At 63.4% G+C, this 21286-nt stretch carries 23 protein-coding genes; 1 reads left to right on the top strand and 22 read right to left on the bottom strand.

Annotated features, from left to right (window positions below; genetic code table 11):
* Positions 1-57 precede the first annotated feature (57 nt).
* The 7 genes from NKH06_RS26775 to NKH06_RS26745 all read right to left on the bottom strand — a co-directional run bounded on the left by NKH06_RS26775 (position 58) and on the right by NKH06_RS26745 (position 4801).
* Entirely contained in the window at positions 58-360 is a 303-nt protein-coding gene (locus NKH06_RS26775; protein ID WP_023810245.1) for a hypothetical protein, read from the bottom strand.
* A gap of 91 nt (positions 361-451) precedes the next feature.
* Positions 452-991 (bottom strand): MerR family transcriptional regulator, encoded by a 540-nt coding sequence (locus tag NKH06_RS26770; protein WP_023810244.1) that lies wholly within the window; start codon positions 989-991, stop codon positions 452-454.
* 124 nt (positions 992-1115) lie between these two features.
* Positions 1116-1439 (bottom strand): integration host factor subunit alpha, encoded by a 324-nt coding sequence (locus NKH06_RS26765; protein ID WP_013532231.1) that lies wholly within the window; start codon positions 1437-1439, stop codon positions 1116-1118.
* Positions 1440-1542: 103 nt separating this feature from the next.
* Complete coding sequence (locus tag NKH06_RS26760) at positions 1543-2514, bottom strand: beta-ketoacyl-ACP synthase III (protein ID WP_023810242.1); 972 nt, start codon at positions 2512-2514, stop codon at positions 1543-1545.
* 9 nt (positions 2515-2523) lie between these two features.
* Complete coding sequence (plsX, locus tag NKH06_RS26755; protein ID WP_023810241.1) at positions 2524-3594, bottom strand: phosphate acyltransferase PlsX; 1071 nt, start codon at positions 3592-3594, stop codon at positions 2524-2526.
* A 113-nt stretch (positions 3595-3707) separates the two neighbouring features.
* Positions 3708-4256: a YceD family protein gene (locus tag NKH06_RS26750; RefSeq protein ID WP_352894655.1), complete on the bottom strand. Its 549-nt coding sequence runs from the start codon at positions 4254-4256 to the stop codon at positions 3708-3710.
* Positions 4253-4801, bottom strand: a complete 549-nt coding sequence (locus NKH06_RS26745; RefSeq protein ID WP_023810239.1) for a ubiquinol-cytochrome C chaperone family protein — start codon at positions 4799-4801, stop codon at positions 4253-4255. Before NKH06_RS26745 ends, NKH06_RS26750 begins: the two co-directional genes overlap by 4 nt.
* A gap of 114 nt (positions 4802-4915) precedes the next feature.
* Here NKH06_RS26745 and NKH06_RS26740 point away from each other — a divergent pair, with 114 nt between their 5' ends.
* A complete protein-coding gene (locus NKH06_RS26740) occupies positions 4916-5428 on the top strand; it encodes an outer membrane protein assembly factor BamE (RefSeq protein WP_023810238.1) in 513 nt (170 codons plus the stop codon).
* Positions 5429-5695: 267 nt separating this feature from the next.
* Here the strand turns inward: NKH06_RS26740 and NKH06_RS26735 are convergent, their stop codons facing one another.
* The 15 genes from NKH06_RS26735 to NKH06_RS26665 all read right to left on the bottom strand — a co-directional run bounded on the left by NKH06_RS26735 (position 5696) and on the right by NKH06_RS26665 (position 21082).
* A complete protein-coding gene (locus tag NKH06_RS26735) occupies positions 5696-7837 on the bottom strand; it encodes a sodium-translocating pyrophosphatase (RefSeq protein ID WP_128305721.1) in 2142 nt (713 codons plus the stop codon).
* Between the two features lie 239 nt (positions 7838-8076).
* Complete coding sequence (locus NKH06_RS26730) at positions 8077-8826, bottom strand: ABC transporter permease (RefSeq protein WP_128305720.1); 750 nt, start codon at positions 8824-8826, stop codon at positions 8077-8079.
* Complete coding sequence (locus tag NKH06_RS26725) at positions 8823-9761, bottom strand: ABC transporter ATP-binding protein (RefSeq protein WP_023810235.1); 939 nt, start codon at positions 9759-9761, stop codon at positions 8823-8825. Before NKH06_RS26725 ends, NKH06_RS26730 begins: the two co-directional genes overlap by 4 nt.
* Positions 9758-10921, bottom strand: coding sequence for an ABC transporter permease (locus NKH06_RS26720; protein ID WP_352629791.1), 1164 nt, complete (start codon positions 10919-10921; stop codon positions 9758-9760). Before NKH06_RS26720 ends, NKH06_RS26725 begins: the two co-directional genes overlap by 4 nt.
* A gap of 302 nt (positions 10922-11223) precedes the next feature.
* Positions 11224-12135 (bottom strand): glycine betaine ABC transporter substrate-binding protein OsmF, encoded by a 912-nt coding sequence (gene osmF, locus NKH06_RS26715; protein WP_502914507.1) that lies wholly within the window; start codon positions 12133-12135, stop codon positions 11224-11226.
* Positions 12136-12311: 176 nt separating this feature from the next.
* Positions 12312-13529: an MFS transporter gene (locus tag NKH06_RS26710; RefSeq protein WP_128305718.1), complete on the bottom strand. Its 1218-nt coding sequence runs from the start codon at positions 13527-13529 to the stop codon at positions 12312-12314.
* A complete protein-coding gene (gene nusB / locus NKH06_RS26705) occupies positions 13526-14026 on the bottom strand; it encodes a transcription antitermination factor NusB (protein ID WP_023798402.1) in 501 nt (166 codons plus the stop codon). Before nusB ends, NKH06_RS26710 begins: the two co-directional genes overlap by 4 nt.
* The gene (gene ribH, locus NKH06_RS26700; protein WP_128305717.1) at positions 14023-14517 is read right to left on the bottom strand and encodes a 6,7-dimethyl-8-ribityllumazine synthase; all 495 of its coding nucleotides are present in this window, start codon (positions 14515-14517) and stop codon (positions 14023-14025) included. The genes nusB and ribH overlap by 4 nt, the downstream gene beginning before the upstream one ends.
* Before the next feature lie 107 nt (positions 14518-14624).
* Positions 14625-14828: a type II toxin -antitoxin system TacA 1-like antitoxin gene (locus NKH06_RS26695; RefSeq protein WP_023810230.1), complete on the bottom strand. Its 204-nt coding sequence runs from the start codon at positions 14826-14828 to the stop codon at positions 14625-14627.
* Positions 14828-15445 (bottom strand): riboflavin synthase, encoded by a 618-nt coding sequence (locus tag NKH06_RS26690; protein ID WP_023810229.1) that lies wholly within the window; start codon positions 15443-15445, stop codon positions 14828-14830. The genes NKH06_RS26695 and NKH06_RS26690 overlap by 1 nt, the downstream gene beginning before the upstream one ends.
* Before the next feature lie 12 nt (positions 15446-15457).
* On the bottom strand, positions 15458-16573 hold the full coding sequence (gene ribD, locus NKH06_RS26685) for a bifunctional diaminohydroxyphosphoribosylaminopyrimidine deaminase/5-amino-6-(5-phosphoribosylamino)uracil reductase RibD (RefSeq protein ID WP_023810228.1): 1116 nt from the start codon (positions 16571-16573) through the stop codon (positions 15458-15460).
* 2 nt (positions 16574-16575) lie between these two features.
* Entirely contained in the window at positions 16576-17055 is a 480-nt protein-coding gene (gene nrdR, locus NKH06_RS26680; RefSeq protein ID WP_023810227.1) for a transcriptional regulator NrdR, read from the bottom strand.
* Between the two features lie 160 nt (positions 17056-17215).
* Positions 17216-17866 (bottom strand): hypothetical protein, encoded by a 651-nt coding sequence (locus tag NKH06_RS26675; protein WP_352442549.1) that lies wholly within the window; start codon positions 17864-17866, stop codon positions 17216-17218.
* Between the two features lie 76 nt (positions 17867-17942).
* A complete protein-coding gene (gene glyA, locus NKH06_RS26670) occupies positions 17943-19256 on the bottom strand; it encodes a serine hydroxymethyltransferase (RefSeq protein WP_127288834.1) in 1314 nt (437 codons plus the stop codon).
* Between the two features lie 179 nt (positions 19257-19435).
* Positions 19436-21082, bottom strand: coding sequence for a Na+/H+ antiporter (locus NKH06_RS26665; RefSeq protein ID WP_352442548.1), 1647 nt, complete (start codon positions 21080-21082; stop codon positions 19436-19438).
* Between the last annotated feature and the right edge of the window lie 204 nt (positions 21083-21286).

Raw genomic sequence — 21286 nt, 5'->3', positions numbered from 1 at the left:
CTTAGGGCGAGCCGTCACTTCTTCTTGCTCGTATCTGTGGGATTTGGGTTTTAGAATTCAGCGCCGGCTGAACAGCAGACTGGCGACAAGACCGAGCACCACAAGGCCGACCGCCGCGGCAGCCGCCGGATGGTCGCGGGCCGACCTCTCGATCACCCTGCCCTGTTTGCGGATTGCCGGCATGGCGTCGCGCAGGCGCCCGGCAAGATCGGAATAGGTGTCGAGCGCGGCATCGCGACCGTCCTCGTAGTAGGCGCCGCCTCGCTTCGCCACAGCCCTCTTCAAGCTGGCCAGTTCCTTGCTGAGAACCGCGACCTGCCTGTCGAGATCGATGTCCGAGAGGGTCGAAAATGATGCCATGATGTGTTTCCTTCACTTGCAGAAGGAAACGTAACGCCTCACCGGAAGACGGGTTCCGGTTTCGAACTATCGATGTCGCGTCGGGCTGCGGTCAGCGCACCTGGTCAAGCAGGCGCTTGCATTCCAGGAGGTCGAACAGCGCCTCCTGCAGCAAGGCCCTGTTGTCGCGCGAGAGTTTCGATGCATCCGGCTGCACCGGACCGTCCTCGTCGCTCTTGCCCAGGCCGAAAAAGCGGCGGCTGGGCTTCACCCGCGGCTGGCCGACCAGTTCGTCGTCCATGCCACGCGGCTGGGCCGCCGGCGTCAGCGGCACTTGGTCAGCCTGCCTTCGCTGTGAGATCGCCTCGACGGCGGCCATGTCGCCATTGCCGATGGCAACCAGGAAATGGTTGCCGTTCTCGCGCAACAGCTTCTGCACGCCCTTGATGGTGTAGCCCTGGTCGTAGAGCATGTGGCGAATGCCCTTGATCAGTTCGACATCCTGCGGCCGGTAGTAACGACGGCCGCCGCCGCGCTTCATCGGCTTGATCTGGTTGAAACGCGTTTCCCAGAAACGCAGCACATGCTGCGGCAGATCGAGATCTTCGGCGACCTCGCTGATGGTACGAAAGGCGTCGGGGCTCTTGTCCATGGGCGAATCCTCACGCTGGACGATGATCCGGCCTACCTGCCGAATCGGGGCTTATTTCAGCGGTTTATGAAGCAATATTCAAGCCCGGCGTCATGGCGGCGGCAGTTTTCAACCGCGCAATGGACTACTTGCCGCTTTTGGCCTTGCCGCTCTGATGGGAGCGCAAGATACGGCTCTTCAGCACATTCGACGACTTGAAGGTCATCACCCGACGCGGCAGGATCGGCACTTCCTCGCCGGTCTTGGGATTGCGGCCGATGCGTTCGTTCTTGGAGCGGACGTGGAATGTCGCGAAGGACGACAGCTTCACCGTTTCGCCGCGCACGATGGCTTCGCAGATTTCATCCAGCACCGCTTCGACGAGCTCGGCCGATTCAGTGCGCGACAGGCCGACCTTCCGGTAAACTGCCTCGGCAAGGTCGGCGCGCGTAAGTGTCTTTCCCCCCATGCGACCGTCCCATCAGCTCAAAACATAAAATTCGGCACAACAACGGCAGAGCCTAAGTAATTGATCCGTCAAGGTCAAGGACCGAAACTGGACCGTTCGGCACTTACCAGCGAACCAGGACAGCGCCCCAGGTGAAGCCGCCACCCATCGCTTCCAGGAGGACGAGATCGCCCTTCTTGATGCGGCCGTCGGCGACGGCCACCGACAGCGCCAACGGCACGGAAGCAGCCGAGGTGTTACCGTGCAAATCGACCGTAACCACCACCTTTTGCTCAGCTATCCCGAGCTTCTTGGCGGAAGCGTCAATAATTCGTTTATTGGCCTGGTGGGGCACGAACCAGTCGAGATCATCGGCCGAGATACCGGCTTGCGCGAACGTCGCCTCGATGACGTCGGTGATCATGCCGACCGCATGCTTGAAGACTTCGCGACCCTCCATCCGGAGATGGCCAACCGTACCCGTGGTCGACGGCCCGCCGTCGACGAAAAGCTTGTCCTTGTGCGTGCCATCGGAGCGCAGGCTGGCCGCCAGAACGCCATGGTCGGCGATCGTGCCCGCCCCCTCGCCTGCTTCCAGAATCATGGCGCCGGCGCCGTCGCCGAACAGCACACAGGTCGAGCGGTCGCTCCAGTCGAGGATGCGCGAGAATGTTTCCGAACCGATCACCAGGACACGCTTGGCCAGGCCGCCGCGGATGTAGAGATCGGCGGTGGTCACGGCATAGACGAAGCCCGAACAGACCGCCTGCAGGTCGAAGGCAAAGCCGTGATGCATGCCGAGCCGGTTCTGGATCTCGACGGCGGTGGCCGGGAATGTGTTGTTTGGCGTCGAGGTCGCCAGCACGATCAGATCGATGTCGGCGGGCGTGAGGCCCGCATTGGCAAGTGCGGCACGTGCCGCTGCTTCCCCGAGCGAAGCCGTGGTCTCGTCGTCACCAGCGATATGGCGCTGGCGAATACCGGTACGCTGGGCGATCCACTCGTCAGAGGTCTCGACCATGCCTTCGAAATCGGCATTCTTCATGATTCGGCGGGGCAGCGCGGCGCCCGTGCCGCGCACGACTGATCTGATCAAAGTTCTTTCCTATTCCTTTGCGTCGGTGACGACGTCGGATTTCCTAGCTGACAGGGCACGCGGGTTGCGCGCATGAAACAGGTCTAGATCGGCCTCGATGCGGTCGAGTAGGTTGTTGCGGACCATGTCATAGCCGAGTTCGATCGCGGCGGCGAACCCGTCAGAATCAGCACCGCCATGGCTTTTGACGACGATGCCGCTCAGCCCCAGGAAAACGCCGCCATTGGAGCGGCCGACATCCATTTTTTCGCGCAGGCGATCGAAGGCGCCCTTGGCGAAGATATAGCCGATCCTGGCCATCAGAGTCCGGCTCATCGCGGCGCGCAGATAGCCACCGATCTGGCGCACCGTGCCTTCCGCCGTCTTCAGCGCGATGTTGCCGGCAAAGCCTTCGGTGACGACGACGTCGACCACGCCCTTGCCGATATCGTCACCCTCGACGAAACCGTGATAGTTCATCGAGGCCATGTTGGCTTCGCGCAGCATGCGCCCGGCCTCCTTGACCTCTTCCTGGCCCTTGATCTCCTCGACGCCGACATTGAGCAGGCCGACGCTGGGCCGGGCTATGCCGAAGACCGAGCGCGCCATGCCGGTGCCGAGAATGGCAAAATCAATGAGCTGTTGCGCATCGGCCCCAATGGTCGCGCCGACGTCCAGCACCACGCTTTCGCCGCGCAATGTCGGCCAAAGGGCTGCGATCGCCGGGCGATCGATGGTGGCCATGGTGCGCAGGCAAAATTTCGACATCGCCATCAGCGCGCCGGTGTTGCCGGCGGAAATGCAGGCGTCGGCCGTGCCGGCCTTGACCGCTTCGACGGCCTTCCACATTGATGACTTCCAGCGGCCGTGGCGCAGCGCCTGGCTCGGCTTGTCGTCCATCCTGACCGCAATTTCGCAATGGAAGAATTCACTGATCTCGGCGAGCTTGGGAAATTTGGCAAGCTCCGGGCGCACGACCTCCTCACGCCCGAAGATGACGAAGCGGATGTCGGGACGACGGGTCGCGACCGTCATGAGCGCTGGAATGACCACGGCTGGTCCGTGATCGCCGCCCATGGCATCGATGGAAATCCTGATCACGCGGTATTTATCTCACGGTTAGGCGGCAGGTCGCTTTAGCGACCGCGAAGGTTCGGCGAAAATAACGGTTTTGGGCTGCCGCACAACCGACTTTTCCGTCGCGGGCGAGCTTTTCAGGATTTTCCCAGCAAGGATCGCAGTTTTTGCTGAAACTCATTCTCCGCCGGTTCGTTCTCGCTGCCGGTGTTGAGCGATGCGCCCTGCTTGCGCGGATAGGGGTCGATGGCGAGCCCGAAATACTGTTCGGCGATTGCCCCGACATCGATCGTGTCACCGGAAAATGTCTCTGGACTGTCAGGGCCTTCCGCGTCGAGCAGGATCTCGCCGCCACCATCGAAACCCTGCCGTCCAAGCTTGGAATCCTCGGGCAGCAGCAGCGCTTCGACCGGTTCGTCGATATGCGCCTCGACAGGCTCGAGCGTGACGATGCAGGTCTGGGTGATGTCGGCTTCGACGCGACCGCTTATCTTCACGCCATTGCGCTTCCACGACGCGACCAGAAGCTCGGCGCGATAGGATTCGACCGAAATCAGCCCGTGCTCCTCGGCCAGTGCCGCACGCTGCGCGGCATCGGCCTCGATAACCAGCGGCAGGCCCTTCTGCGGCAGGCGCGTAACGTTTGCCCGGAAGGAGACCGGGCTTTGCGGGTCAACATGCTTCATTGTTCAACCTCCTTGGCGGCGGGAAAGGTCAGCGTGCCGGAGACAATCGATTCGGATGTCTGCGCGGCCAGATGACTGCGCGCGTCGGTAACATAGTTGGCCAGCAGCGATGCTTCCAGCCAGGCGCCCGCGTCGGGCCGGACATTGCGGGCAAGAGCCGCGGTCAGCCCTTCATGGTCGTTTCTTTTCAGGGCATCGTCATAGGCAGCGGTTCGGCCATAAAACATCTTTGCCAGCTTTTTCATGCGTTTGGGCACGCCCACGTCGCCAATGCCCAATTCCCGCAACGAATGGTCGACGTCGAGGAAGAACTCGTCGATCAGCACCTGGGCGACCTCTTGCGCCGCACCGCCCTCCCCGCGCAACCTGTGCTGGAACAGGAACATGTGCAGCGACAGCATCTCGAAACGGCCAAGCGGCGTGTCTGGCACATTCCAGTGGGAATAAAACACGGTCTGCCGCGCCGCCGCCACGATTTGTGCGTAAAGCGCCTCGGTGATAGCGCGGTTGGCGTAGCGTTCGCGGCCAAAAAAGCGCTGGAACATTGGGGATGGTCTCCTGGGGACCGTTTGTTGAAGTGGGCTTGTTGCATCGGCAAGCAAGCTGGTTTACCGGTTTCGCGGCCCAGCGCAAGTTGCGGCCAGCTAATGGAGTTGTTGTTGCGCGCGCTGAATTTCAAGTCGACCTTCTCGTCCAGGCCCGCCGGCGCGATCTCGCTGCTGATGATCGTTTCGGCACTGTCCGCCTGCCACACCTCCAAGATGATCGGCGACCTCAGCCCAAGTGAGACGCTGACGCAAGGTTACGTCATAGACCAGCAGGCAATCGACCTGGTGCCGGTCGGTTCGAGCCGCGAGCAGGTGCTTCTGGCGCTCGGCACGCCGTCGACGACCGCGACCTTCGACAACGAGGCCTTCTATTACATTTCGCAGACGCGCAAGCGCTACGTCGCCTTCGACAAGCCACGGCTGATTGACCAGCATGTGCTGGCGGTCTATTTCGGCGCCGATGGCCGCGTCACCCAGATCGCCAATTACGGGATGAAGGACGGCAAGATGTTCGACTTCATCTCGCGCACCACACCGACCGGCGGCAAGGACCAGAACTTCCTCAGCCAGATCATCAACGGTGCCAGCAAGCTGGCACCCAGCATTCCGGGCGGCGGCGTCTAATTCCTTTCGGCTTTCATTCCGGAAGCCTCATCATCTCAGGCGACCAAAAACCCGCGGGAGCGATCCTGCGGGTTTTTGTTACGGGGATCGGTCACCGGTGTGGCCGTGGCCAAGGAAACGCGAGCCGAGCCTGGATGAGATGCTTGCACACCACGCACTGGAGGACCCAGGCGAAGCGAAGCGCTGAAGGGTCGACGTTGTCATCGCTTCAACAAAAAACCCGCGGGATCGCTCCCGCGGGTTCTGTTTTCGAGTGGATGCTTTTGATCAGCCGTGCGCGAGCACGGCCAGCAGCAAGAGCGCGACGATGTTGGTGATCTTGATCGCCGGGTTGACGGCCGGGCCAGCGGTGTCCTTGTAGGGATCGCCGACCGTGTCGCCGGTCACCGAAGCCTTGTGCGCCTCGGAACCCTTGAGATGCTTGACGCCGTCCTTGTCGACAAAGCCGTCTTCGAAGGACTTCTTGGCGTTGTCCCAGGCACCGCCGCCAGAGGTCATCGAGATGGCGACGAACAGGCCGTTGACGATGACGCCGAGCAGCGAGGCACCAAGGGCGGCAAAGGCGGACGCCTTCGAGCCCGAGATCAGCAGCACGCCGAAATAGACGACGAGCGGCGCCAGCACCGGCAGCAGCGACGGGATGATCATTTCCCTGATTGCCGCCTTGGTCAGCAGGTCGACCGCGCGTGCGTAGTTCGGCTTCGAGGTGCCAGCCATGATGCCCGGATCCTCGCGGAACTGCTTGCGCACTTCCTCGACGATGGCGCCCGCCGCGCGGCCGACGGCCGTCATGGCGATGCCGCCGAACAGATACGGGATCAGACCGCCGAAGATCAGGCCAGCGACGACGTATGGGTTGGAGAGATCGAAGGAGATCTCGCCCATGCCCTGGAAGTAGGGATATTTGTCGCCATTGGCGGCAAAGAACTTCAGGTCGTTAGAGTAGGCGGCAAACAGCACCAGTGCGCCGAGACCGGCCGAACCGATGGCGTAACCCTTGGTCACCGCCTTGGTGGTGTTGCCGACCGCGTCGAGCGCGTCGGTGGACTGGCGCACTTCCTTGGGCAGGCCGGCCATTTCGGCAATGCCGCCGGCATTGTCGGTGACCGGGCCGAAGGCATCGAGCGCAACGATCATACCGGCAAGACCGAGCATCGTCGTGACGGCGATCGCCGTACCGAAGAGGCCGGCAAGCTGATAGGTCGAGATGATGCCGCCGACAATGACGATCGCCGGCAGCGCCGTCGATTCCAGCGAGACCGCAAGGCCCTGGATGACGTTGGTGCCGTGACCGGTGACCGACGCCTGGGCGATAGAGTTGACCGGGCGCTTGTTGGTGCCGGTGTAGTATTCGGTAATGACCACGATGAGACCGGTCACCACGAGGCCGACCAGGCCGCATATGAACAGGTTCTTGCCGGTGATGACCATGCCGGCGACGGTGCCGATCTCGCCCCAGCCGAGGGTGACATGGGTGGCGACGCCGAGGCCGACGATGGACAGCAGGCCGGTGACGATCAGGCCCTTGTAGAGTGCGCCCATGATCGAGCCGTTGGAACCGAGCTTGACGAAGAAGGTGCCGACGATCGAGGTCAGGATGCAGGCGCCGCAGATAGCGAGCGGATAAAGCATGGCTGCACCCAGAACGGCGGTACCGCCAAAGAAGATGGCAGCCAGAACCATGGTGGCGACAACGGTCACCGCATAGGTTTCGAACAGGTCAGCGGCCATGCCGGCGCAGTCGCCGACATTGTCGCCGACATTGTCGGCGATGGTGGCCGGGTTGCGCGGATCGTCTTCGGGAATACCGGCTTCGACCTTGCCGACGAGATCGCCGCCAACGTCGGCGCCCTTGGTGAAGATGCCGCCGCCGAGACGGGCGAAGATCGAGATCAGCGATGCGCCGAAGCCGAGCGAGACCAGCGAGTCGATGACGATGCGATCATTGGGCTGGAGGCCCATGAAGTGGGTCAGGATGAGGTAGTAGATCGAAACGCCGAGCAAGGCCAGGCCAGCAACCAGCATGCCGGTGATGGCGCCCGATTTGAACGCGATGTCGAGGCCGGCAGCGAGGCTGTTCGATGCGGCCTGCGCCGTACGAACATTCGCGCGAACGGAGACATGCATGCCGATGAAGCCGGCGGCGCCTGAAAGCACTGCACCGATCAGGAAGCCGATCGCGGCGGTGATGGACAGCAGCCACCAGGCGAGCACGAGGACGACGACGCCAACGATGGCGATGGTGGTGTACTGACGCGCCAGATAGGCCTGTGCGCCCTCGCGGATAGCCGCGGAGATTTCCTGCATGCGTGCATTGCCCTGATCGGCCGCAAGGACCGAACGTGTCGCCCAGATGGCGTAAAGGATTGAAAGCAGGCCGCAGGCGATGACGGCGGAAATAATTGTCATTGCCGGATTTTCCTCGATTGATGGCCCAAAAGAACCCCTCCCTGGGCCGTTGAGACAAAGACCGGATTCCGTGCACGGAATCCGCCTCTTCGCAGCGGTGTATGCGAAACAGGGCTGCGAACGTCAAGATATTGTTCGGTTTTTGCCCGGCTTTCGCCTAAATGGTTGGGGCCAAGCGGCGGCTGCCGTTAGCACTCTCCTATTAGATCGATTGAAATTGGCCTTGACGCAAGACGCGGCTACTCGGTCTCCCGGCCCATGCGGCGCGCCGTGTAGCGCTCGATCGCCGATAGACCGTCATAGATCAGCACGGCAAGGGCTGCCACGATCAGGCCGCCCTGCAGGACGAAGGCGAGATTGTTGGACAACAGCCCGGCGATGATCACTTCGCCCAGCGTTTTGGCTGCCACGGTCGAACCGATGGTCGCGGTGGCAAGACTGATCACCACCGACAGCCTGATGCCGCCGAGAATGATCGGGGCGCTGAGCGGCAGCTCGACCTTGGTGAGCCTTTGCCAACCGGTCATGCCGGCGCCGCGCGCCGCTTCGACGACATTGGCCGGCAGCGTCGTCAGGCCGGTCAGCGCATTTTCGAAGATCGGCAACAGGCCGTAGAGAAACAGGGCGATCAGCGTCGGCTTCTCGCCGAAGCCGACGGCCGGCACCGCAAGCGCCAGCACCGCCACCGGCGGAAAGGTCTGGCCGATGTTGACCAGGCTGCGCGATAGCGGCAGGAATTCGGCGCCGGCCGGCCTGGTGACCAGGATGGCAAGCGCCACCGCGACGATGGTTGCGGCCACGGTGGCGATCAGAACCGTGCGCAAATGCAGCAATGTCAGTGTCAGCAGGCTGCCCTGATTGTAGATCACCGGCGCATTGTTTTCGGTCAGCGGCTTCAGCAGCGGCTCGAACCAGCCCGGATTGGTGACGAAGGCAACGAGCAGCACCACCAAGGCTAGCCTGAGCAGCGATGGAAGCCAGGCCTTCATGCCGGCCTCGCCGCGCGCTTCACCAGCCCGTCGATGGTCACGCGGCCAAGCGGCTTGCCGTCGGTGCCTGAGACCGGCAGCGCCGGCCGGCCCGACCACAGCAATTCGGCCAGCGCGTCGCGCTGGCTGGCATCGCCGGGGATCGCCTCGCCTTCGGCGGAGCCCTTCTCCACGGCATCGCGGACCCGGCCGAGCGACAGCAACCGGAACGGCCTCTCGCTGGCGCCAACCAGGGTCTCGACGAAGGCGCTTGCCGGCTTTGCCAGGATCTCGGCTGGCTTGGCGTATTGCACCAGCTTGCCGGCATCCATGACCGCGATCTTGTCGCCCATATGCACGGCCTCTTCCATGTCGTGGGTGACGAGGATGATGGTGGTGCCGAAGCGCTTCTGGATCGCCAGCAGATCCTCCTGCGCCTTGGTGCGGATGATCGGGTCAAGGGCGCCGAACGGTTCGTCCATCAACAGCACGTTGGGCTCGGCGGCGAGTGCGCGGGCAACGCCGACGCGCTGCTGCTGGCCGCCGGACAGTTCGTGCGGATAGCGCGGCCCGAAGGCTTCGGGATCGAGCTGATAGAGCGTCATCAGCTCGTCGACCCGGGCCTTGATACGGTCCTTGTCCCAGCCAAGCAGCACCGGCACGGTGGCAATGTTCTGTGCCACCGTGCGATGTGGAAACAGGCCGTGGCCCTGGATGGCGTAGCCGATGCTGCGGCGCAGCTCGTAACCGGGCAGCGAACGATTGTCGGCGCCGTCGAGCTTGATGATGCCCGAGGTCGGCTCGACCAGCCGGTTGATCATGCGCAGCAGCGTCGTCTTGCCGGAACCGGACGTGCCGACAATGACGGCGATGGTGCGCGGCTCGATGACCATCGACACGTCATCGACCACGGTCGTCGCGTCATAGCGCTTAGTGATGCCTTCGATCTCGATCATGCCGTTTCAACCCTGCGCTTGGTGGCGGTCATTTCGATCACCGCATCGAGGATGATGGCGGCGGCAAAGGCGAGCGCGACCGTCGGCACGGCGCCGAGCAGCACAAGGTCCATTGCCGTCTGACCCACACCCTGGAAGACGAACACGCCGAAACCGCCGCCGCCGATCAGCGCGGCAATGGTGGCGAGGCCGATGTTCTGCACCAAAACGATACGGATGCCGGTGAGGATGACAGGAAAAGCCAGCGGAAACTCGATGCCGAACAGGCGCTGCCTGTCGGTCATGCCCATGCCGCGCGCCGCGTCGTTGGCCGCGCGCGGCACGCCGGCGAGACCGACCACCGTGTTGGCCACCACCGGTAGCAGCGAGTAAAGGAACAACGCGACGAAGGCGGGAGCGGTGCCGATGCCGCGAATACCGAGCGCGGCAGCCCCCGGCACATGCGCGGCAACCCAGCCGAGCGGCGCGATCAAAAGGCCGAACAGCGCGATCGAGGGAATGGTCTGGATGATGTTGAGCACGTTGAGGACGCCGGCGCGCAGACTTTCGACACGATGGCAGAGAATGCCGAGTGGTAAGCCGACGACCACCGCCGCAAGCAGCGATCCTAGCGCCAGCATTACATGCTTGGAGCCCTCTGCCCAGAAGCTGTCGGCGCGGTTGAAATATTCCTTCAGGATCGACAGATTGTCCCAGCTTCCCGAAATCAACAGCAGCCCGATCGCCAAAGCCGCGACCACAAGCACGCCAACCCGCGCCAATGGCGACAGGTTCAGCCTTGTCAGCACGTCGGCGAGCAAAAGCGTGAAGGCAAAGATCAGAATCCAGAAACCGGAGGCTGGCGAAACTCTGGCGAAGGTGTTGCCCGCCGGCGTGAGAAATGTTCCGGCGACACCGATCAGCAGCGCGAGCGCGGCAAGCGCCATCACGCTGGCGGCAAGGCGCAGCACAAGTGGTGTCTTGAACAGCGCGATGAGTGCTGCGGCGACAATGATGGCGAGCAGCAGCGTCCCGGTCGTTGCCGGCAGCGCCTCGAGAATCGAGCGCGCCTGGCCGGGGACGATGCGGTTGGCACGGAACGTGGCAAAGGGCGCGGCAAAAGCCGCGTAGGCTGATATCGCGGCGATGACCACGCCGAGCTTGTCGAAGCGGGGAGTCATGGTTGCCCCTCATGAGGGGCGATTTGCCACATCGCGCAGCTTTCTTTGGGGATTGGCGAAAACCGACGCGATATCCGATCTCCCCCCTTGCGGGGGAGATGGCCGGCAGGCCAGAGGGGGGTGTGAAGGATCGCCAACTTTCGGGTGTCGGCTTGTTCAGAAGCAACCCTGTCGAGGCACGCACCTTTGACGGGTTGAGAGGTCGGCGGGACAGCACCCCCCTCTGTCCTGCCGGACATCTCCCCCGCAAGGGGGGAGATCAGCAGCTTCCAGAGGGGGGTGCCTTGCACCGGTGTCACTGACTACTTCAAAAACCCGTTCTTCTTCAAAAAGTCCTCGGCGACGCCCTTGACCGGCTCGCCGCCGACCTGCACGCGACCGTTCAGTTCCTGCAGCGTGACGAGGTCGAGCTTGGCGAAGACCGGCTTCAGCAGCGTCTCGATCTCGGGATGTTCCTTCAGCACCGCTTCGCGGATGATCGGCGCCGGCTGGTAGACCGGCTGCACGCCCTTGTCGTCGTCGAGCACGACGAGGCCGGACGGTGCGATGCCGCCATCGGTGCCGTAGACCATGGCTGCATTGGCGCCGTTGGTCTGGTTGGCGGCCGCGGCGATGGTTGCTGCCGTGTCGCCGCCCGAAAGGGTGATCAGTTGGTCCGGCTTCAGCGTGAAGCCATAGGTGGTCTGGAAAGCCGGAAGTGCAGCCGCCGAATTGACGAACTCGGCGGAAGCCGCCAGCACCACCTGACCGCCGCCCGCGATATATTTGCCGAAGTCGGTGAGCGTGGCAAGTTTGTTGGTCTCGGCGACTTCCTTGCGCAGCGCGATCGCCCAGGTGTTGTTTGCGGGCGACGGCGACAGCCAGACGATCTTGTTGGCGTCGTAGTCGAGCTTCTTGGCCGTTTCATAGGCCTTGGCGGCGTCTTTCCAGACCGGGTCGTCGGCCTTTTCGAAGAAGAAAGCGGCGTTGCCGGTATATTCGGGATAGATGTCGATCTCGCCGGCGGTGATCGCCTTGCGCACCACCGGCGTGCCACCGAGCTGGATACGGTCCGATGTCTTGATGTTGTTGGCGTTGAGCACGAGCTGGATGATGTTGCCGAGCACGCCGCCCTCTGTGTCGATCTTGGAAGAGACAACCACCTGGGCATTGGCGGTAGCCACCGTAATGCCGAGCGCCAATGCCGCGCCGGCCAGAAACTTGACTGAAAACATTGTGAAACCCCTTGCTATGAACCGAAACGCGGTGCCGCATATGAGCATGGCTTCAACGGCCAGTCGGGGCACACGGTTTCATAACAATAGGTACAGACGCAATATTTTTGTTACGGAGCGGTAAATTCGACCGACATCGTGCTGACAGCGCCGTGTCAGGTGAAACGGCGGATGGATCAGGCTTCGGCTTTGCGCAAGCTCGTCAGCTTGAGCGCGCCGAGCGCCACGAAGCACAGGACGGTGACCGGAAAGACTATCCAGTTCAGCATCTCCCAGCCCCAGGCATTGTAGACCATGCCCGACATCAGCGAGGCGCAGGCGACGGAGCCGAACAGGACGAAGTCGTGGAAGCCTTGCACCTTGCCCTTTTCCGACGGCCGGTAGGTGGCGGCCACCATCGCGGTCGCGCCAATGAAGCCGAAGTTCCAGCCAAGGCCTAGCAGGATCAGCGACGTCCAGAACTGCCACAGCGCCAGGCCCGACAGAGCGACAATGGCGCAGCCGATGAGCAGGATCAGGCCGGTGGCCACAATGCGTTCGGCGCCAAAGCGATGGATCAGCGAGCCGGTGAAGAAGCTTGGCGCGAACATCGCCATGACGTGCCAGGAGATGCCGAGCGTCGCGTCGTTCTCCGACAGGCCGCAACCGACCATGGCCAGCGGTGCGCCCGTCATGACGAAGCTCATCAGCGCATAGCTGCCAACCGCGCAGAAAAGCGCGGCGACGAAACGCGGCTGCGTGACGATTTCAGCCAGCGGCCTGGCGTCGCTGTCGGCGATCTCCACCTTGCCGGATGCTTTCGTCGGCAGCCGCAGGAACGACAGGATGATGGCGCCGACCGCTGCCAGCGGCAGGATGGAGACGAACGAACCGGCAAACATGACCGGCGCAAGCAATTCGCGGGTGAAGATGACGATCTGCGGTCCGAGGATGGCGGTGACGATGCCGCCGGCCAGCACGAAGGAGATGGCGCGCGCCTTGAATTCAGGCGGTGCGTTGTCGGCGGCGGCGAAGCGGAACTGCTGGACGAAGGCGCCGCCGACACCGATCGTGAGCAAGCCAAAGGCAAACAGCCAGAAGCTGCCTTGAAAAAGCGCTAGCGTGGCGATCAGGCCACCGAGCGCCGTGACGATCGTGCCGGTCATGAAACCGCCGCGCTGGCCCATACTACGGATGATAGCCGCCGCAGGCAGCGCGCCGAGCGCCACGCCGATGTTGAAGCCGGTGATCGGCGCTGTCGCCAATGATTTGTCGGGACCAAGCAGATATTGCCCGGCCAGCGCCCCCACGGAGATGGCGATGGGGGCCGCCGAGCCGATGATCGCCTGCGAGGCGGCGAGGATCAAAGCGGTGCGGCGCGCCTCCTGACCAGCCTCGAAGGCGATGGCCGTCATGATGCGTCCTTGCCGCGCCCTTCGCCACGCACCCGGCGTGACACACGGTCGAGCACGGCATTGACCAGCTTCGGCTCGTCCTCCTCGTAGAAGGCCTTGGCGATGTCGACATATTCGGAGACGATGACCGCGACGGGGACATCCTCGCGCTTCATCAACTCGTAGACGCCGGCACGCAGAATGGCACGCAGCGTCGAATCGAGCCGCGACAATGGCCAGTCCTCGGTCAGCGCCTGGCGGATGATCGGATCGATGGTCTTCTGGTTCTCGACGACACCCGCCAGAATAGCGCGAAACCATTGCGCATCGGCCTCGCGGTAGAGCGCACCGTCGACTTCCTTGCCAAGGCGAAACGCCTCGTATTCGGCGGTGATCTCGAAGACGCCGCTACCGGCCACATCCATCTGGTAGAGCGCCTGTACGGCGGCCAGACGGGCAGCACCGCGCTTGTTGGCGTGGCGCACCGCAGGCTGGCCAGGCGAAGCGGGTTCGCTCACGATCGCGCTCCCAATTGTTCTTTGAGGGCGATCATGGTCAGCGCCGCACGCGCCGCGAAACCACCCTTGTCACCCTCCGAGCGCTTGGCCCGCGTCCACGCCTGTGCGTCGTTCTCGGTGGTGAGGATGCCATTGCCTATGCAGACCGAGTCCTGCACGCTCAAATCCATGAGCGCGCGGCTGGATTCATTGGCGACAATGTCGAAATGATAGGTGTCGCCGCGGACGACGGTGCCGAGCGCGACAAAGCCGTCATAACTCGTGCCGCCTTCCGTCGCGCCGTCCAACGCGAAGGTAATCACCGCGGGGATCTCGAGCGAACCTGGAACGGTGACGACATCATAAGTCGCGCCCGCTTCATCGAGCGCGCTTGTCGCGCCATCGAGCAGCGCGTCGGCAAGGTCGTCGTGAAAGCGCGCTTCGACAATGAGCAGATGCGCCTTCGCCTTCGGACGAATGAAGGCTTTGCCGTGTTGGGATGTACCAGCCATAAAAGTCTCCGGGGAGTTGCCGGTGACTTAGGCCGAAGCCGGGTTCATCGCAAGCGGAAGATTGTCCACGTTGCCGAAGGTCCGCAGAACTTATTGGTTTCCAGTGCTCACACGCCTGTATTGTGACGGTAGCCACGCACGGTATCGCGCAGACGATCGTTCACCGATCGAGGATTGATCAAGGCTTCAACGAAGACTCTGCTGTCGTTGACGGACAGATCGAGTTGCGAGTGCTCTTCGGTGTTCACATCGGCCTGCACCTCACGCATCAACTTGTCTTCCTGCGTGGAATTCACCCTGTCCTTGGTCATCAAAGCCCCTCTTTCGTCGCCTCCACCAGCCGCGCCGCATAGCGGGCCATGGTGTCGATCTCGAGGTTGACGCGGTCGCCGACCTTGCGCTCGCCCCAGGTGGTCACGGTCAGCGAATGGTGGATCAAAAGCACGTCGAAGCGCGTGCCTTCGACCTTGTTGACGGTGAGCGAGGTGCCGTCGAGCGCGACGGAGCCCTTGGGCGCGATGAACTTCGCCAGGTCGCGCGGCGCCTCCAGCGTGAAGCGCACGGCGTCGCCCTCATCCTTGCGCTCGACGATTTCGGCCATGCCGTCGACATGGCCCGAAACGATGTGGCCGCCGAGTTCGTCGCCGATCTTCAGCGCCCGCTCCAGATTGACCTTGGTGCCGGATTTCCAGCCCGAGGCCGTCGTCAGCCTCAGCGCCTCTTCCCAAGCCTCGACCTCGAACCAGCGCGCGTTCGAGCCGCTGTCGGGCAAGGCAGTGACTGTCAGGCAAACACCGCCGCAGGAGATCGAGGCGCCGATGGCGATGGTCTGCGGATCATAGGCGGTGTCGATGCGCAGCCCCACCCCTTCCCTGAGCGGCTCGACGGAAGCGACAGTGCCGACATCGGTGACAATTCCGGTAAACATTGGTGTTGATCCCTAGAGGTCTCTTATCCACTCGGCGTAGCTGTCTTCGCCGAAACGCATGTCGCGCAGTTTGCGAAATCCTGCCGGGATATGGTCGGCGTCGATCGGCGATGCAATGCCGTCGTCGCCGATCGCTTCCGGCCCCTGGAACAGCACAACGCGGTCGACCAACCCATCGGCCAGGAAGGCGCTCGCCACCTTGGCGCCGCCCTCGACCAGCACGCTGCCCATGCCGAGCGCGGCCAGATCCTCGAGCAGTTCCGGCAGAGCGATGCCGCCCTCATGTGTTTCAGTGCCGATGAAGCGCACGCCTGCGCGTTCGAGTGCTGCCCGCCGCAGCGGATCGGCCTCCAGGCAAGCGGCGACATAGAGCGGCACCCGGTCGACGCCCGAAACCAGCTTCGAGGCCTCCGGCAACCGGATCTGGCGGTCGAGCACGATGCGGGCAGGCGAACGGTTCTCCAGCCCCGGCAAACGCACCGTCAGGGCCGGATCATCCTCAAGGGCCGTCCCGATACCAACCAGTATGCCATCCGCCTCGGCCCGCATCAGATACACTTCGCGGCGCGCGATATCTCCGGTGATCGACACCTGCCCACCGCCTTCCCTGCCGATCTTGCCGTCGCTGGAAAGCGCAAGCTTGAGAATCACTTCCGGGCGTTTTCTCAATGATCGGATCAAATAGCCGGCCATCTGCTCGGCGGCTTGCTCGGCCAACACCTTCTCGACCACCTCGACACCGGCGGCACGCAGGATCGCGTAACCCTTGCCGGATACGCGCGAATCGGGATCGCTGGCCGCACCGACGACGCGTGCGACACCGGCATTGACCAGCGCATTGGCGCAAGGCGGCGTGCGGCCGTGATGGGCGCAAGGCTCCAGCGTAACGTAAGCGGTGGCGCCGCGCGCGAGGTCGCCGGCCTCGGCCAAGGCCTCGGTCTCGGCATGCGGGCGGCCGCCGACAGCGGTGACGCCGGTGCCGACGATCATCGGGCCATTGCCGTCATCGCGTACGATCAGCGTGCCGACGGAGGGGTTGGTCGCGGTGCGCCCGGCATTTTTTCGCGACAGTCTGAGTGCCGCCGCCATGAAGCGGCGATCAAGGGCGGCCTGTTCGCTTGCAGTCATGCTCAGCTGGCTTCCTCTTCACCCTTGATTTCGTCGCCCTTGAGCTCGCCCAGCAGTTCGTGGAAATCCTTGGCCTCGCGAAAATTGCGGTAGACCGAGGCGAAACGCACATAGGCGACATCGTCGAGCGATTTCAGCGCTTCCATGACCAGCCGGCCGACTTCTCCCGAAGCAACCTCAGTCTCGCCGGAACTTTCGAGCTGGCGCACGATGCCGGTCACCGCGCGGTCGATGCGCTCGGGATCGACATTGCGTTTGCGCACGGCGATCTCCACCGAACGCAGCAGCTTGTCGCGGTCGAAGGGTACTTTGCGGCCCGATTTCTTGACCACGACGAGGTCGCGCAACTGCACGCGCTCGAAGGTGGTGAAGCGACCGCCGCAATCGGGGCAGACGCGCCGCCTGCGGATCGCCGCGCCATCCTCGGCGGGGCGCGAATCCTTCACCTGCGTATCTTCTGACTGGCAATAGGGACAGCGCATGGAGAAGCCTTTGGTTGGCGAATCTGGTGAAGCGAAAGGCTTAGAGGTTTTTGCAGCGATGGCAAAGTGTCGCCAACAATCGCCCTTCATCGCACAGAGATAGCGAGGCGCAAGCAGGATTGCCAGCCTCGCCAGGCGGCCGCACAGCGTACCGATGTCTTCAGGGAGCGACGTCGGCGGTCGGAAATCCGCATGATGTGCCGAGACTGCGATAGGCCTTGGTGAAGCCGTCCATGGATATGCTTCCAACCGGCGCGTCGCCGAAGGAGACGTCAAGCACCGATGCCCGCCGCATGGCGCGCAGGAGCGCCAGGCTGGTCTTGGCCTGATTGTCCACGGTCCAGCTGAGCCGGCCGTTGACGGCGCCATCAGAATGGAGTTTTGCGGCAACACGGCCCTTGTCGTCGCCGAAGGTGGCGGCAACCGACTTGCCGGCCGGCAAGGCCTTGTTGTCGACGGCGATCGTTACGGACGGGTAGGCATCCGGCGGCAGAGCATCGCCATTCGTGATGATGAGCGTCAGAACGCCGCTCTCGCCGCCAGCGCCGATAAAGGCGGTCGAGGCCGCGCAGGTCTTGCGCAGATCCTCACCGGTGTCGACCTCGTCGACCAGGGTCGACCATCTGCCGAAAGTTTCGAGCTTGGGTGCCGCCTGGGCGGGCGCCGCCGGCTCGGCCTGAGGTGCGGGTTGCGCGGGCGCGGGTTGAGCAGAGCCGGTTTGCGCCAAGGCGATGCCGGGGAAAGGCACGGCGATCAAAGCGGCCAGAGCGCCAACGGCACCAAGGTCGGCGAAACGAAATGGTCGCATCATCAAGGCTCCTGCCGGTCGCCCCGGCCTGCTGAAACGACGCTTGTCGTTGCAGCAGGCGGTAAGACTTCCTATCGCGTCAGCCGAGATAGGGATAGAGCGGGAAGCGATCGGTCAGCGCCACGACCTTGGCCTTGACCGCAGCTTCGACAGCGGCATTGCCCTCGTCGGAATTCGCAACCTTGAGACCGTCCAGCACTTCGGCGATCAGCTTGCCGATCTCGCGGAATTCGGCCTGGCCGAAGCCGCGCGTGGTGCCGGCCGGGGTGCCGAGACGCACGCCCGAGGTGACGAAAGGCTTTTCCGGGTCGAACGGGATGCCGTTCTTGTTGCAGGTGATGTTGGCGCGGCCCAGCGCCGCCTCGGCGCGCTTGCCGGTGGCGTTCTTGGGCCTGAGGTCGACCAGCATGAGATGGTTGTCGGTGCCGCCGGAGACGATGTCGAGACCAGTCTCCTTGAGGCTGGAGGCGAGCGCCTTGGCGTTGGCGGCGACGCTCTCGGCATAGACCTTGAAGCTCGGCTTCAGCGCTTCGCCGAAGGCCACCGCCTTGGCAGCGATGACATGCATCAGCGGGCCGCCCTGCAGGCCGGGAAACACCGCCGAATTCATCTTCTTGGCGATGTCCTCGTCATTGCACAGGATCATGCCGCCGCGCGGGCCGCGCAGCGATTTGTGCGTCGTGGTGGTCACGACATGGGCATGCGGCAGCGGCGACGGATGCACGCCGCCGGCGACCAGGCCGGCGATGTGCGCCATGTCGACCATCAGATAGGCGCCGACCGCATCGGCGATCTCGCGAAACCGCTTCCAGTCCCAGACGCGCGAATAGGCGGTGCCGCCGGCCAGGATCAGCTTCGGCCTGGTCTCATGGGCGGTCTTCTCGATGGCGTCCATGTCGAGCAGATGGTCGTCCTGGCGCACGCCGTAGGAGACGACCTTGAACCATTTGCCGCTCATGTTGACCGGCGAACCATGGGTCAGATGGCCGCCGGAATTGAGGTCGAGGCCCATGAACGTGTCGCCCGGCTGCAAGAGCGCCAGGAACACCGCCTGGTTCATCTGGCTGCCGGAGTTCGGCTGGACGTTGGCGAAGTTGCAGCCGAACAGCTTCTTGGCGCGCTCGATGGCCAGTTCCTCGGCCACGTCGACGAACTGGCAGCCGCCATAATAGCGCTTGCCGGGATAGCCCTCGGCATATTTGTTGGTCATGATCGAGCCCTGCGCCTCAAGCACGGCGCGGGAAACAATGTTTTCCGAGGCGATCAGCTCGATCTCGTGGCGCTGGCGGCCGAGTTCGTTGCGGATGGCGCCAAAAATCTCCGGATCGGCATCTTCTAGCGTGGTTTCGAAGAAGGATTCGAATTTGTTCGACACTGCCGCTGCTGTTGCCATGGCCTGAAATCCTCGGGGTTCGGGGGCAATTTTCGATTTATGCAAGTCGTTGTCCCAAAACCGCTGCACACTTTTGGGCGACTTGCATTTGCCGGGCCATTAACACAGTTGTTTTCGCCCCGCCACGTTTGCGGCGCGAAATTTGCTGGCCGGATTGCGCCAGCGAAGCCTTCAGGTCGCTATTTCCTCGCCTTGCGGCCTCTCAGCAAGGCCTCGGTGAGCGTGATCTCGGTAAACAGCGCCTGCGACGTGTGGTCGTTGATCTCGCCCCGGCGAAACATGGCGCGTACGGCCTCGCGCTCGGCTTCGATGCCCGCAAATCTCAGCTCGAGTTCCAGCCTTCCGGCTTCGCGCGCCTCAGCGCGGGCCTCATCGGCTTCGTCCGAGGCGGCGATGCGGCGCCGGTAGCCGGCGACGATGCTGTCGGCGGCGGCAAGCCTGGCGCCGGGAACCTCGCCTCCCTCATCGTCACCAACTCCAGCGATGCTCTCGATGCGTGCGATTGCCGCCTTGGCGGCGCCGACACGCGCCAGGCGCTCCTCGGCTGCGCCGGCATCCTCGCCCGGTTCGACCAGCCCCCTGGCGATCGTCGGCAGAGCGAGGCTGGCGAAGACCAGCGAACAGATGATGACGCCAGCGGCCAGGAAAATGACCAGGTCGCGCGCCGGAAAAGGCGAGCCGTCCGGCATGGCGAGCGGCAGCGACAATATGCCGGCCAGCGTAATGGCGCCGCGCACGCCGGCCACCGAACCGGCAAGCCGCACGCGCAACCCGAACGGCTCCACCTTGCGCTTGCCCAGACGCGCGGCGATGCCGGCCGCGATATCGCCCACCCAGATCCACAGGAAGCGCAACGCGATCAGGCACAGCGTCAGCGCGATGACGGTCGCGATCGGCTGGATGATCGGGTGCAGGCTCATGAGTTCCGGCGGCACATGGCGGATGATGTCGGGAAGCTGCAGGCCGAGCACGATGAAGAGAGCGCCGTTGAAAACGAAGGAAAGCGTCGTCCACAGCGACATCGTCTGCATGCGCGCCGAGACACCGAGGAAGCGAAACACGCCGGAGCCGCCGGTGAGCAGGCCGGCGGTGACCGCCGCCAGGATGCCGGAAGCTCCGACATGCTCGGCGCCGAGATAGGCGATGAAGGGCAGCAGGACCATCACCAGCACCTGCGCCTCGGCCGGCACGCCGCCGATCCGGTTGAGCAGTTGCAGCAGCTTGGCGGCAACGAACAGCGCCGCCACGCCGATCAGGATGCCGATCGCCACGGCATAGAGAAAACTGAGCGAAGCCGCGGCAAGGGAAAAGCTGCCGGTCAGCACCGCCGCGACGGCAAAGCGGAACATGACCAGCCCCGACGCATCGTTGAGCAGCGACTCGCCTTCCAGAATGTGCATCAGCCGCGCCGGGACAACATTTCTGTCGACGATCGAGGACACGGCCACCGCGTCGGTCGGCGACAGCACCGCGGCGAGCGCGAAAGCGACGACCAGCGGGATGCTCGGCACCAGCCAGTGCAAGGCGTAGCCGAAGCCGACGATGGTGAAGAAGACGAGCCCTATGGCAAGATCGAGGATCGGTCTGCGCAGCGCCATCAATTCACGCTTCGGCGCGCCATAGGCATCGCCGAACAGCAGCGGCGGAATGAACACCAGCAGAAACAGTTCCGGATTGATCTCGACATGGATGCCGCGCACCGGCCAGGCGAGCGCGGCACCGATCGCAATCTGCAGCACCGGCAACGGTACCCGCACCAGGCGAACCAGAGCGCCGGAAAGCGCCACGAAGACGAGCACGACCAGAATGAAGACGGCGACTTCCATGGTCCGGTTCCAGGCTTTCCGCCGACCATGCGCAAAGCCGGCCGATCCGTCCAGCCGCCCGTCCCGTGAAAAACGCCGCGGCACCCAATCAATAAAAAGGCCGCCCTGAGTGAACTGACCCCCCGAAAGTTGGACACAACCTTCGGGGGTTTTGCATGTCCAAATACAGCGAGAGTTTCAAGCGCTCGGTTGTCGATAGCTATT

The sequence above is a fragment of the Mesorhizobium sp. M1342 genome (assembly GCF_040317955.1).
In the GTDB taxonomy this organism is placed as follows: Bacteria; Pseudomonadota; Alphaproteobacteria; order Rhizobiales; family Rhizobiaceae; genus Mesorhizobium.
Note: the sequence above shows the minus strand (reverse complement) of the source record. Positions and strands in the feature narration are given on the sequence as shown.